At 39.2% G+C, this 13,382-nt stretch carries 7 protein-coding genes; 4 read left to right on the top strand and 3 right to left on the bottom strand.

Features of this window, described 5'->3' with window-relative positions:
- The first annotated feature begins 2 nt into the window (after nt 1-2).
- A complete protein-coding gene (locus ASE92_RS05975) occupies nt 3-3,374 on the top strand; it encodes a DUF5107 domain-containing protein (protein ID WP_056849128.1) in 3,372 nt (1,123 codons plus the stop codon).
- A 91-nt stretch (nt 3,375-3,465) separates the two neighbouring features.
- On the opposite strand, the gene ASE92_RS05970 is transcribed toward ASE92_RS05975, so the two are convergent.
- Complete coding sequence (locus ASE92_RS05970) at nt 3,466-4,362, bottom strand: AraC family transcriptional regulator (protein WP_056849127.1); 897 nt, start codon at nt 4,360-4,362, stop codon at nt 3,466-3,468.
- 222 nt (nt 4,363-4,584) lie between these two features.
- Between ASE92_RS05970 and ASE92_RS05965 the strand changes: the two genes are divergently transcribed.
- The 3 genes from ASE92_RS05965 (at nt 4,585) to ASE92_RS05955 (ending at nt 10,979) form a co-directional block, all read left to right on the top strand.
- Nucleotides 4,585-7,017, top strand: a complete 2,433-nt coding sequence (locus tag ASE92_RS05965) for a DUF4982 domain-containing protein (protein WP_056849126.1) — start codon at nt 4,585-4,587, stop codon at nt 7,015-7,017.
- Nucleotides 7,018-7,301: 284 nt separating this feature from the next.
- Nucleotides 7,302-8,624 carry a rhamnogalacturonan acetylesterase gene (locus ASE92_RS05960; protein WP_056849125.1) on the top strand — a complete coding sequence of 441 codons (1,323 nt, stop codon included), beginning with the start codon at nt 7,302-7,304 and terminating at the stop codon, nt 8,622-8,624.
- Nucleotides 8,625-8,633: 9 nt separating this feature from the next.
- Nucleotides 8,634-10,979, top strand: coding sequence for a glycoside hydrolase family 127 protein (locus ASE92_RS05955; protein WP_056849302.1), 2,346 nt, complete (start codon nt 8,634-8,636; stop codon nt 10,977-10,979).
- A gap of 480 nt (nt 10,980-11,459) precedes the next feature.
- On the opposite strand, the gene ASE92_RS05950 is transcribed toward ASE92_RS05955, so the two are convergent.
- The gene (locus tag ASE92_RS05950; protein ID WP_056849124.1) at nt 11,460-12,443 is read right to left on the bottom strand and encodes a glycoside hydrolase family 43 protein; all 984 of its coding nucleotides are present in this window, start codon (nt 12,441-12,443) and stop codon (nt 11,460-11,462) included.
- A gap of 1 nt (nt 12,444) precedes the next feature.
- A complete protein-coding gene (locus ASE92_RS05945) occupies nt 12,445-13,380 on the bottom strand; it encodes a glycoside hydrolase family 43 protein (protein WP_056849123.1) in 936 nt (311 codons plus the stop codon).
- Nucleotides 13,381-13,382: the final 2 nt, after the last annotated feature.

Raw genomic sequence — 13,382 nt, 5'->3', positions numbered from 1 at the left:
TAATGAGTATTTCAGAGGTAAAAGTTTGGCAGGAAGAAGTGATCATTCCTACTTACGGTATCGGTAAACCTGATAAAAATCCTATGTTTTTCGAGAAACGTGTCTATCAGGGGAGTAGCGGCGTGGTGTATCCAAACGCGGTAATTGAAAAGATTGAAGATGAAAAAACAGACAAGGCCTACAAAGGCTTGTTTTTGGAAAATCGTTATATCAAGATTATGATCTTGCCCGAATTGGGTGGTCGTATCCAAATGGCTTACGATAAAATAAAAAAACGTCATTTTGTATATTATAACCAGGTGATTAAACCAGCGCTGGTTGGATTGACCGGACCGTGGATTTCGGGCGGAATTGAATTCAATTGGCCTCAGCACCATAGACCAAGCACCTTCGAAGCGATTGATTTTGATACCAGCGAAAACAGTGATGGAAGCAAAACTGTGTGGGTAAATGAGGTGGAAAGGATGTTTGGAACGAAGGGATTGGTCGGTTTTACCTTGCATCCAGATAGGGCATACATAGAGATTAAGGCCAAATTGTTTAATAGGACACCATTACCGCAAACTTTTTTGTGGTGGGCAAATCCAGCAGTAAAGGTTAACGATGATTATCAATCCATTTTCCCACCGGATGTGAATGCCGTTTTCGACCACGGCAAACGTGATGTTTCTTCCTTCCCAATTGCAACAGGAACATATTACAAAGTAGATTATTCTCCTGGAACAGATATTTCCAGATATAAAAACATTCCCGTTCCAACCTCATATATGGCCATCAACTCCGATTACGACTTTATGGGGGGCTATGAGCACGACTCAAAAGGGGGGCTATTGCATGTAGCCAATCACCATGTTTCGCCAGGAAAAAAACAATGGACATGGGGTTATAGTGATTTCGGGCAAGCCTGGGATAGGAACCTTACTGATGAAGACGGCCCCTATATTGAACTGATGACGGGAGTATTCACTGATAATCAGCCCGATTTTACCTGGCTGATGCCTTACGAGGAGAAAACATTTACCCAATATTTTCTGCCTTATCGCGAACTTGGAAAAGTAAAAAATGCAACAAAAGATATTTTACTTACTGTAACTGCCGAAGAAAGTAAACTCCACTTTAAAATAATGGTAACCTCTATTCAGCCTACAAGTAAAATCCTCGTTTCCATTGGAGGCAAATTGGGTTACAACAATCAGGTAAATCTTCAACCCGAAGAAATTTTCGAGGATTTGATTGCGATTGAGGCTGATTTTGATGAGAAACAGCTGTTGTTTCAGGTTTTGAACGAAGAGGGAAAAGAACTAATTCGTTATCAGCCTGCTGAAAACAAAAAAAATGAGATGCCAGAAGCGGCTATGCCAGCCTTAATGCCAAAAGAAGTGAAGAGCAATGAACAGCTTTTTTTGATTGGTCAACATTTGGAGCAGTACAGGCACGCTACTTTCAGCCCGGTTCCATACTATGAAGAAGCTTTAAACAGGGATACATCTGATTTGCGCAACAACAACGCACTCGGACTTTGGTATTTACGCAGAGGTCAGTTTGAAAAAGCCGAACCCTATTTTCAAAAAGCTGTTGCAACATCAATAGGTAGAAACCCCAATCCTTACGATAGCGAACCCTATTACAATTTAGGCTTTTGTCTAAAATATCAGGATCAAATTAGCGAGGCATATAGTGCTTTCTATAAAGCTACGTGGAGTAAAGCATGGCAGGATACCGCCTTTTTCTCTATTTCCCAAATTGATGTTTTCCGCGGAGATTATCAGCTGGCTGATGAACATATAGATCTGGCTTTGAACCGAAACATGGGAAATAGCAAAGCCTGGGCACTGAAAGCAACGGTGTTGAGATATCTCAAGGATTATGAAAAAGCGTTGCTTGTTTGCTCAACCGCTATAGAAAAAGATCGTTTTAATTTAGGGGCGAGGTTTGAACGGTATTTGATTAATGAGGCAATCGGCAATATCGAGGAAGCCAAATTGAATCTTAATCAAGTGTTGATTTTATCTCGGGGTACAGAACATAATTTGTTGGAATATGCCATCGACTATGCGGCTGCAGGATTATTTAGAGAAGCCGGCAGGTTTTTGAAACTGGCCGAAAGAAATGGAAATACTTCTCCAATGGTATATTATTACCTCGCTTGGTTCTCTGCTCAATATGGAACGATCGAGATTGCAAAACATTATCTTGAACTCGCTTCTAAAGCGAATTCCTATCTCTGTTTTCCAAATAAACTTACGGATATCAAGGTGTTGCAATATGCCATTGCCAATCAAACATTAGATGCTAAGGCACCGTATTATCTCGGTAATTTATGGTACGATAAGCGTCAATACCATGAGGCCATCAAAAGCTGGGAACTGTCCGTTTCGATTGACAATCAGTTTCCCACTGCTCATAGAAATCTCGGTATCGCTTATTTTAACAAACTTAATCAGCCGAATTTAGCATTGGCTTCTTTTCAAAAAGCCTTTAATTTAGATAAAACCGATGCACGGGTATTAATGGAACTCGATCAGTTGTACAAAAGATTAAACTATGAAGTTACTGAGCGCCTTAAATTTCTGGAGGAACATTTAGAAATAGTCTTGCAACGTGATGATCTGTATTTGGAACGATTGTCTATCTATAATTTTATCGGTCAACATGAAAGGGCCTACGAGTTAATCATGTCCAGGCAGTTTCATCCTTGGGAAGGTGGTGAAGGCAAAGTTTCTGGTCAATACTTGTACGCCTTGACTGAAATGGCCAAAGCTTATGGTATGGAAGGTAAATATGATCATGCACTTTCTTTGCTTCAGGAGGCGCAGACATATCCAGACAATTTGGGTGAAGGAAAGTTATATGGCGCAGCAGAAAATGATGTATTTTATTGGTTAGGTGTGTGTTACGAAAGGTTAAGTGAATCGCATACCGGTGAAGAATATCGTAACAGTGCAATCGCTTGTTATCAAAAGGCAACTGAAGGAAATTCGGCTTTAGGGGCGGCAATGTTTTACAATGATCAACAGCCCGATAAAATATTTTATCAGGGTTTGGCCTGGAGAAAACTCGGAGAGGATGATAAAGCTAATATTATCTTTAATGATTTGCTTTCTTATGGACAAACCCATCAGGAAGACCAGGTGGTATTAGACTATTTTGCTGTTTCATTGCCTAACCTGTTAATTTTTGATGATGACCTGAATTTGCGGAATAAAATTCATTGTTTGTATATGTCAGGACTTGGACTCGCGGGTTTAGGGAAAATAGATGAAGCGGTCAAAACTTTCAATTCTATTATTGATTTGGATGCAATGCATTTCGGAGCGAAAAGTCATTCGCTGCTTTTGGCTACTGAAGGTTTGCGAAAGTTGGCAAGTACATAATTAATTAGAGATATGATTTACTTCGATTTTTCATTTTTGTCGCCTCAACTATCTATTATTTTATTGCCTTTTTAATCGCTCTTGTTTGTTGCTAAGACCGTTTATGTTGGTTTTTATATATAACAGGAGCGATGCCCATCATTTTTTTAAATAATCGTGAAAAATAATATTGATCAGAGAAACCCACCTCTACACAGATTTCCTTGATATTCAAATCACTAAAATATAAAAACTGGCAAGCCTTCTGTATTTTCAACTCGTTAAAATATTGGTTAGGAGAACGTCCGGTTTTTGCTTTGAAAAGTCTGGAATAGTGGGTTACAGACAAGAGTTGTGCGGTTGCCAGATCCTGAAGCGAATAGTTGATGGCAATATTTTGTTTCATAAATGCAATCGATCTGGCAACTTTATCCAATTCGATATGGGATGGATTAATCTCTTTGGAATAGATTAAATGTGCCAAGAAATTCTGTAGGCTCAAGTTTACAATTTCTAAATCTCTATTCTCAAAGCTGTTCCCGAGTATTTTCAACATCATCTCAAATTCTCGAAATCTTTTTTCATCATACGCAGAGAACACAGGGGTTTGGATATTTTCCAAGTATCGACGATAAAAAATATCAGCATTAGCGCCTTTAAAATGTATCCAATAAAGTGTCCACGGGTTGCTTTGTGAACTTTCGTATTTATGCCCAACTTGTTTCGGCAGAATGATGAAATGGTTGGGATTAAGCTTAAAGTTTTGATCTTCGATGGTTACAGACCCGCTCCCTGTGATACAAAAGAGCAATATGTATTCGCTGCACCCGAGTTTACGCTCCCTGCTATGGTAAACCGCATGTGGATAATAGCCTATGGCTGTGAGATACAACTGATTAATTAAATCATTCTTAACAACCGAATTTTTAACATTCGGTGGAAGAACAATCATTTGTTGGCCTACAAAACCCTCCTTTATCTTTTTGTCTGATTTTAATTTATAGGTCATAAGTGGATAGCCGCTACCAATGATCGTATCTTTGCATCAATTTTTTTTAAATATGCATAAATCAATGGTTAGTTAATGTTGTCAGGTTAATTCTTCAAGCATAGCAAATATAACAATTTCCATGTTTTACTTATTTTAATTGACTTTCTGTTAAATCTTTCGTTTCTTCACAAACCGATAAAATCCTAACCATAAACCACGCCGGTAAAAGGCGCAAAGACAATGTTCAAACCCAAAGTAATCTTAATCCTATCGCTTCTTTTATCCGTTTATTTTCAGGGTTTAGCGCAAAGAAATCAAATCGTACTTAACGATGGTTGGAAGTTTTCTAAAGGCACTTTTGCCGATGCAGCTGCACCAGGTTTTGACGACAGTAAATGGCAAAGCGTTCGGGTTCCTCATGATTGGGCTATTTCTGGTCCTTTCGATAAGGAAATAGACAAACAAGTTACTGCCATCACGCAGAACGGTGAAACTAAGCCTACTGAAAAAACAGGTAGAACGGGTGCATTACCCTATATTGGCGAAGGGTGGTACAGAAAAAAACTTATTCTTCCAGCCGTTACTTCAACGCAAAAAGTGTTGCTACAAATCGATGGTGCAATGAGCGAACCCCGGGTTTACCTTAACGGAAAGCAAGTGGGGCAGTGGAATTATGGTTACAATTATTTTTATATAGACATTACCCATGGACTAAAATCAAAAGATAATGTGCTGGCCATTCACCTTAATAACAAGCCAAAATCTTCCCGGTGGTATCCTGGTGCAGGGTTGTATCGCAATGTTCACCTCATCGTCAAAGAAGAGAAAAGCATCGATCAATGGGGCATTACCATCACTACACCGGTGGTAGAAAAGGGATTCGCCAAGGTGAACGTAAAAACCAAACTAACTGGCTCAAACTTGCGCCTGGTTAATCAGGTTTTGGATAGTTCGGGTAAACAGGTTGCTGTAGATACTACAAAATCTTTTTTCGGACAGGAGGCAGATCAGAATATTCGCGTTTCTGAACCAAGATTATGGAGCCCCGAAAACCCATATTTATACACGCTTGTTTCTACAGTATACGATGGTGACCAGGTAAAAGATATCGTTAAAACGCGTTTCGGCATCAGAACCATTAGCTTTAAGGCCAATCAGGGTTTCAGTTTGAATGGACAAGTACGAAAATTTAAAGGTGTTTGTTTACATCATGATTTAGGTCCGCTCGGAGCCGCGATTAATGTGGCCGCCTTACGCAGACAACTAACCATCTTGAAAGATATGGGTTGCGATGCAATCAGGAGTTCGCATAATATGCCATCACCCGAACAATTGGAGCTTTGCGATGAAATGGGATTTATGTTCCTGGCAGAAAGTTTCGATGAATGGGCAAAAGCAAAGGTAGAAAATGGTTATCATTTGTATTTCGATACCGATGCTGAGAAAGATATCGTAAATCTTGTACAGGCAAACAAAAACCACCCGAGTATTGTGATGTGGAGTTCAGGAAATGAAGTACCCGATCAGTTTGGAGCTGAAGGGGTTAAACGGGCAAAATGGTTACAGGAAATTTTTCATCGTGAAGATCCTACTCGTCCGGTTACCGTAGGCATGGATCAGGTTAAGGCCACTATGCAATCTGGCTTCGGGGCACTTCTTGATATTCCAGGATTAAATTATCGGGTGCATCTTTACGAGGAGGCCAACAAGGCTTTCCCACAAGGTTTTATTTTAGGCTCTGAAACCGCCTCTACAGTAAGTTCGCGAGGGGTTTATAAATTTCCCGTGGTCAAAGCCAAAGATAAACAGTATGATGATTTTCAATCTTCATCTTATGATATGGAATACTGCAGCTGGTCTAATCTTCCTGATGATGATTTTGTAATGCAGGATGATAAACCATGGGTGATCGGGGAGTTTGTATGGACTGGCTTCGACTACCTGGGCGAGCCAACACCTTACGATAATAGCTGGCCTTCAAGAAGTTCATATTTCGGAATTTCTGATTTAGCAGGTCTGCCAAAAGACCGATTCTATTTATACAGAAGCCGATGGAACAAAACTAAACCAACATTGCATTTACTTCCACATTGGAATTGGGAAAATAGAACTGGAGACACTACACCTGTTTTTGTTTACACCAGCTATGATAGCGCTGAGCTTTTTTTGAATGGAAAAAGCCTCGGCATTCGTAAAAAAGACAAAAAATCACCCCAGAATAGATACAGATTGATGTGGATGGATGTAAAATATCAACCGGGAACGCTAAAAGTTGTAGCTTTCGATGCACAAGGTAAACCTGCTGCGGAAGAAAAGATAGTAACTGCAGGTAAGCCTTATAAAATTGTACTTACTCCAGATCGCAGCGTAATTGATGCAGATGGAAAAGATTTGTCTTTTGTTACCGTTTCGGTCATTGATAAAGACGGAAATCTATGTCCTACAGCTAGTCAACAACTCAAGTTTTATGTGAGCGGTAATGGAAAATTTAAAGCTGTGTGTAATGGAGATGCAACATCTTTAGAGAGTTTTGAGAAACCTACCATGAAATTATTTAGCGGAAAACTGGTTGTTCTGGTAGAGTCGACCGTTAATCCGGGAAAAATAAAATTAAACGTAAATGGTGGTGGTTTAAAGGCGGCGCAAACAGAAATTATTTCCAAAGTAAAATAGCTTTAGTTTGTTTTTTTTCTTGAATGATTTGGACGGGTGGCTACAGGATGGCAAATAAAAATTGTTTCTGCATATTTGGTTGCGATTGAGTTTTCAATTGCTTAACCAAATATTTTCCTACTGCCGATTGCGGTCTGAACATTCAATTTATGAATACAATAATTTTATTTGTGGATGATTTATGGAATGTATATGCCACCAATATCAGGGCGGATAAGATCGATTTAAACATCGCCGGAAATAAAACATCTACCCACGGAAAATAACCATCGAAAAAAAAGCAAATGAATTTTAAAAAACTAATATTAATTAGCGGCGTTGTGTTTTTCTGCCACCAATTAAGAGCGCAAAGTATAGATTATAAGTTTGACTTTGGTCCAGGCAAGGCAGCTAAAAACCACATCAAAATTTTACCAACAACCAGCTTTTCAAATAATAAAAAATATGGTTTCGATTTTGATAGTAAGGTAGAAGGAATCGACCGGGGAGGCAAAAACCTGCTCAATGCCGACCTGGTGCGAAGCAATAAGCCGTTTTATTTTTCGGTAGCGGTACCAGAGGGAAATTATAGTGTAACCTTAACATTGGGAGATGCAAAAGAATCGTCGTTAACTACGGTTAAAGCAGAATCCCGCCGTTTGATGTTAGAAGACGTGAAAACGAAACCAGGCCAACATGTGGTCAAATCATTCATTGTCAATGTAAAAAATAAAAACATTAAAGATGGCCGGGTTGTCGGGCTGAAAACCCGTGAGCTCACCAAACTAGATTGGGACGATAAATTAACTTTAGAGTTTGATCACCAAACAGCATTAGCAGGCTTAGAAATTGCAAAAGTTGAAGATCAGATTACTGTTTTTTTGGCTGGCAATTCTACAGTTGTCAATCAGGAAAATGAACCTTGGGCATCCTGGGGGCAAATGATTCCCCGGTTTTTTAAACCTGGTGTTGCCATTGCCAACCATGCAGAGTCTGGCCTCACATTGGGCTCTTTTCAAGGCAGCAGAAGGTTGGATAAAATTCTGAGTATTGCAAAGCCAGGCGATTACCTGTTTATAGAATTTGGCCACAACGATCAAAAGGAAAAAGGCGTCAATGATGGAGCTTATAAATCCTATACGGAGCGGATGAAGACCTTCGTTTCTGAATTTAAGAAAATTGGTGGAATCCCTGTAATTGTTACTTCCACTAGCAGAAGATCTTTTGGAGCAGATGGAAAAACACAGAATACACTTGGCGATTATCCAGATGCCGCAAGGAAGGTGGCTAAAGAGGAAAAAGTTGCGTTAATTGATCTTAATGTGATGACAGCCAAATTGTACGATGCATTGGGCGAAGAAAAATCTAAAAAAGCTTTTGTTCATTATCCAGCAAATAGCTATCCCGACCAAGATAAACCATTGGCAGACAATACACATTTCAACCCGTACGGGGCTTATGAAATTGCAAAATGCGTGGTTTTAGGAATTAAAGCTCAGCAGCTTGGTATTGCAAAATATATTGTGAACGATTTTCCTAATTTTGATCCATCAAAACCAGATGACCCATCAGTTTGGAAATGGCCTGAAAGCCCTAATAGCAGCTTAATCAAACCTGATGGCAATTAATCCATGATTATGAAATTTATTCTTTCCCTTATTTGTTTCTCTACTGTAACAGTATGCTGCTTAGCGCAACAGAAAATTACTGCATTTCAGTTGAGAGATGTGCGTTTACTAGAAGGTCCTTTTGTGGCCGCCCAGCAAACCGATCTAAATTATATGCTCTCGCTAAACGCGGATAAACTTTTAGCACCATACCTTATAGAGGCTGGCTTAACACCAAAAACAACTTCGTACGGTAACTGGGAAAATACGGGTTTAGATGGGCACATCGGTGGCCACTACGTTTCTGCACTCTCACTAATGTATGCCTCAACCGGCGATTTTAAAGTAAAGCAGCGGCTCGATTATATGATCGATGAGTTGGAGAAATGTCAAATCAAAAATGGTAATGGCTATCTTTCCGGGGTGCCTGACGGAAAGAAAATTTGGGAGCAGATTAAAGCAGGCAATATAATATCATCAAGTTTCTCGCTAAATGATAGATGGGTCCCATTGTATAACATTCATAAAATTTACGCCGGCCTTTACGATGCTTATGCTATTGCTGGAAACGTTAAGGCGAAAGGAATGCTCATTAAGCTTACTGATTGGTGCATTGATCTGGTGTCGGGTTTAACCGATAAGCAAATTCAAACTTTGTTAAAGAGTGAACATGGCGGCTTAAATGAGGTTTTTGCCAATGTATATTCAATTACTAAAGATAAAAAATATCTTAAACTGGCCAGGCAGTTTTCAGATCTCTCTATTTTAAATCCGCTTGAAGACAATAAAGATTCTTTAAATGGTTTGCATGCCAATACTCAAATTCCGAAGGTAATTGGGTTTGAACAAATTGCCTTGGTTGCAGCCGATACCACAATGGCAAACGCTGCAGATTTTTTTTGGAAAACAGTTGTAAACCATCGAACCACCTCCATTGGTGGAAACAGTGTGAGGGAACATTTTCATCCTTCAAACGATTTTTCTTCGATGCTTGAGTCGAGGGAAGGACCGGAAACATGTAATTCTTACAATATGCTGAAGCTCACCAAGCAGCTGTTTCTTGCCAATCCATCAAACACTTATTTAGATTATTACGAACGAACGCTTTATAACCATATTCTCAGTTCGCAACGCAGCAAAGGCGGGTTTGTGTATTTTACCCCCATGCGTCCCGGGCATTACCGAACCTATTCAAATCCTCAGGAAAGTTTTTGGTGTTGTGTGGGATCAGGATTGGAAAACCATGGTAAATACGGCGAGTTGATTTATGCTCATGATGAAAAAAATTTGTTTGTAAACCTCTTCATTCCATCACAAGTTGATTGGAAAGAACGCGGATTAAAGGCTGTTCAAAGAACATCTTTTCCAAACACCGATTTTACCACGCTTGAAATTTCATTGACGAAAAAACAGCAATTCGCTGTGAACTTCCGTTATCCTTCATGGGTTGAAAAAAATAAAATGCAGGTTTTTGTTAACGGAAAATCTGTTGAAGTGAAAGATTTGAAAAATGGTTATGTGAGTGTTAACAGACTATGGTCAACAGGCGATCGGATCAAGGTAGTTTTACCAATGCATACCTCAACTGAATTTATGCCTGATGGATCTGACTGGGTTTCCTTTGTACATGGTCCGGTGGTATTGGCGGCAGCGTTAGATACGCTGGACCAGCCGAATATCACTGCCGACGGTAGCAGAATGGGACATATTGCATCGGGTAAGCTTTTACCGATAAACGAAGCGCCTTTGGTAACTGGAACTAAGAGCACCCTTGCTAATCAGGTAAAACCTTTACCGAACGATGCATTGGAATTTAGTGCTGCAACATTGATTTATCAACCGAAATACAAAGATTTAAAGCTTGTTCCTTTTTACAATTTAGAGGAGAAACGATACGTCATTTATTTTCCTTATGCTACGATAGAAGGCTTACCCGAACGGGCGAAGGCTATTGCGCTTGCCGAAAAGGAGAAACAGGCGTTAGAATTGGCAACCATTGATCTTGTAAATACTGGTGAACAGCAACCCGAGTCTGATCACGATTTTAAAGGTGAGAAAACGGAAAATGGAACTTTCAACGATCAACATTTTAGAAATGGATCTGGTTGGTTCAGTTATGTGTTGCAAAACAAAGATTTACAAGCTCGCAAAGTGAGATTATTATTATATGGAGCAGAAAAAAACCGAACTTTCGATGTGATTATTAATAGCAAACTTGTAACGCAAATCTCAATGGATGGAGGTAATGGGAATACCTTTTTCTCAAAAGATATTTTAATTCCAGAATCTCTGATGAATAAGGAAATCACCCTAAGATTCGAAGCTAGTAAAGGCGCCAGAATTGCCAATATTTACGAAGTAAGATTGATGCGATAACATTTGAAGGTTAGGAAATCTTAGCAACCAATAATTAGTTAAAGAAGTTTATTTATCTGCTTCCCGCCATTCGCTACAATCTTTTTATCGGCTTTCTGTCATGCTGAGCTACGGAGCATCTGTTTCATCGGCTGCAGATGCTTCGTGCCTCAGCATGACAGCGTATTCAAGGTTGCTGCAAATAAAAAGTATTTTCGCTGCTGTCGGGTTTAGGTACTTAATGAGCTACAAGAAACAAAGACTTTCAAACGGCAGCATTTGGCTAAAGCCTTGGTTGCTTTATTTATTTTCCGTCAGTTGAAACTGACGGCAATAAAATTTATCGCCAATCGATTTTGCCAGCTTTAGTCCTTTTACTTTAGCTTTTAAGCTTTTATCTTTGAGCTTTTTTTCTCTTCCGCTGATGCGGAAGAAAAAGATGCAGTTTTAGCAAAAATAGTTCAGGTCCTGTAAGCGAAAGCTAGATAATAATCTTCACCACTAATCAAGGTGTTTATTTTGCTTTTTTACTCCCTCGCTGGTCATCACTATTCTTTTTATCGTTCCGTCGCTATTATAGTTCAAATAATCGATGCAAACAGATCTTCTGAAACTGCCGCCGTCGGTATTAATGGCGCCATTGTGGTAAATGAAATATGATTTTCCTTTGAAATCGATTATAGCCTGATGATTGGTATTCGAATTCCCAGCTATTTCATTTAAAATGCCTTTATATTCCCATGGTCCATTTACATTTTTGCTCATGGCATAAACAATCTTCTCAGGGAAACCTGAAGCATAAGAAAGATAATACCAGTTTTTGCGTTTATGTATCCAAGGTGCCTCGGTAAATTCGGGAATGTTAATTTTTTGTATCGGGCCATCCAATTCGATCATGTTCTTTTTAAGCTTGGCATAATAGCATCTTTGGTTTCCCCAAAATAAATACGCCTGTCCATCATCATCAATTATTACAGATGGATCAATGTCGTCCCAGCTGATTTTGACATCAGTAGTCATATCATTTGTAATCAGTGCTTTACCAATCGCATCTTTAAAAGGCCCCCGAGGACTGTCAGACACCGCTACTCCGATAGATTTTCCATGTATAGTTCCGTGAGAAATAGCCACATACCAATAAAACTTTCCATCGCGTTCAATTACTTGTGAAGCCCAGGCATCGTTTTTTGCCCACACAAAGTTTTTAACATTTAGCGGTGAAGGATGTTCCTTCCAATTGATCATATCTGCTGAAGAATACACTAACCAATCATGCATTTCATAGTTCTCCTTTCCCTTCGGCGCTACATCATGTCCGGTGTATAAGTAAACCGAATCGCCGTAAACATAGGCCGCAGGGTCTGCCGTATATTTATCCGTTATAATTGGATTGCCTTTCGCTACGATAATTTTCTCTTGCGCATTACTGCCAAATTGCATCGTTAGAAGCACTACTATTGATAGGCCTAATCGTCTTAATATCATGTTATTGCTTTAATAATTTTTTGAGTTCTTTTTCTTTTATTGTGAGGATGGTTCCGTGCCTCAAACCTTTCGGGAGTAAAATTTTGTCCGAAACATCAGTCCAGTCTTTTAAATCTGAAGATAAGATGGCGCCATATCGATGATCGCGATACTTATCAAAGTAAACAAGCCATTCATTGCCTACTTTGATTGCCGTTGGCCCTTCAGCCCAGTATTTTCCAGTTATGGATTGACTAGAGTTTGAGTAAGGACCATTCAAATGATCGGCAGTGGCAATCTTGATGTTTTTTTGAACGGGTTCGCGTGTTTCATCTTTTAAAAACATAATAAACTTTCCCTTGTCCTTTACGATGGTTGCATCGATTACGTTAAAACCTGGCTCATAAAGCAGTTTTGTTTCCGAATAGGTTTTGAAATCTTTAGTGCTTACAAAATAAATTCTGTGATTGTAACCATCTTCTAAGCTCGAAGCGGTTTCATTAAATTTTCCTGTTATAGTACTTGCCCAATAAATAATATAGGTTTTGGTAAGGCTATCATAGGTAATTTCAGGAGCCCAGGTATTTCTTGCGCCTTCCTGTTTAGCCATCACCGGCAAAAATTGTTGTTCGCTCCAATGAATTAAATCTTTCGAACTTGCATATCCAATTCCTTTATCTTTCCAGCTTACTGTCCATACCATGTGAAATAAACCGTCTGCGCCACGAATAATGCAGGGGTCTCTCATCAATTGATCTTTACTTACTGTTGGTTTCAAAAAAGAAGAATCATTTTTTAGGGCAGTCCATTGGTAAGCATCTCTACTGTAAGCCAAGTGTAGGCCATCTTTACCGTTATTTTTAAAATAGGCAAACAGATATACGGCTTTATTTGATTGTGCAAATAGATTGGAGGCGCAACATATCATTGCTGCCAAAAGGATATATATCTTCTTCATAG

It is taken from the genome of Pedobacter sp. Leaf41, assembly GCF_001422545.1.
GTDB lineage: Bacteria > Bacteroidota > Bacteroidia > Sphingobacteriales > Sphingobacteriaceae > Pedobacter.
The sequence above is the reverse complement of the archived record's forward strand: the minus strand, read 5'-3'. Positions and strand labels throughout refer to the sequence as shown.

What these genes read in the sequence shown, in the direction of transcription:
- ASE92_RS05950 (WP_056849124.1), bottom strand. Translation starts at nt 12,443, where the DNA reads ATGATATTAAGACGATTAGGCCTATCAATAGTAGTGCTTCTAACGATG.
- ASE92_RS05970 (WP_056849127.1), bottom strand. Translation starts at nt 4,362, where the DNA reads ATGACCTATAAATTAAAATCAGACAAAAAGATAAAGGAGGGTTTTGTA.
- ASE92_RS05975 (WP_056849128.1), top strand. Translation starts at nt 3, where the DNA reads ATGAGTATTTCAGAGGTAAAAGTTTGGCAGGAAGAAGTGATCATTCCT.
- ASE92_RS05945 (WP_056849123.1), bottom strand. Translation starts at nt 13,380, where the DNA reads ATGAAGAAGATATATATCCTTTTGGCAGCAATGATATGTTGCGCCTCC.
- ASE92_RS05960 (WP_056849125.1), top strand. Translation starts at nt 7,302, where the DNA reads ATGAATTTTAAAAAACTAATATTAATTAGCGGCGTTGTGTTTTTCTGC.
- ASE92_RS05955 (WP_056849302.1), top strand. Translation starts at nt 8,634, where the DNA reads ATGAAATTTATTCTTTCCCTTATTTGTTTCTCTACTGTAACAGTATGC.
- ASE92_RS05965 (WP_056849126.1), top strand. Translation starts at nt 4,585, where the DNA reads ATGTTCAAACCCAAAGTAATCTTAATCCTATCGCTTCTTTTATCCGTT.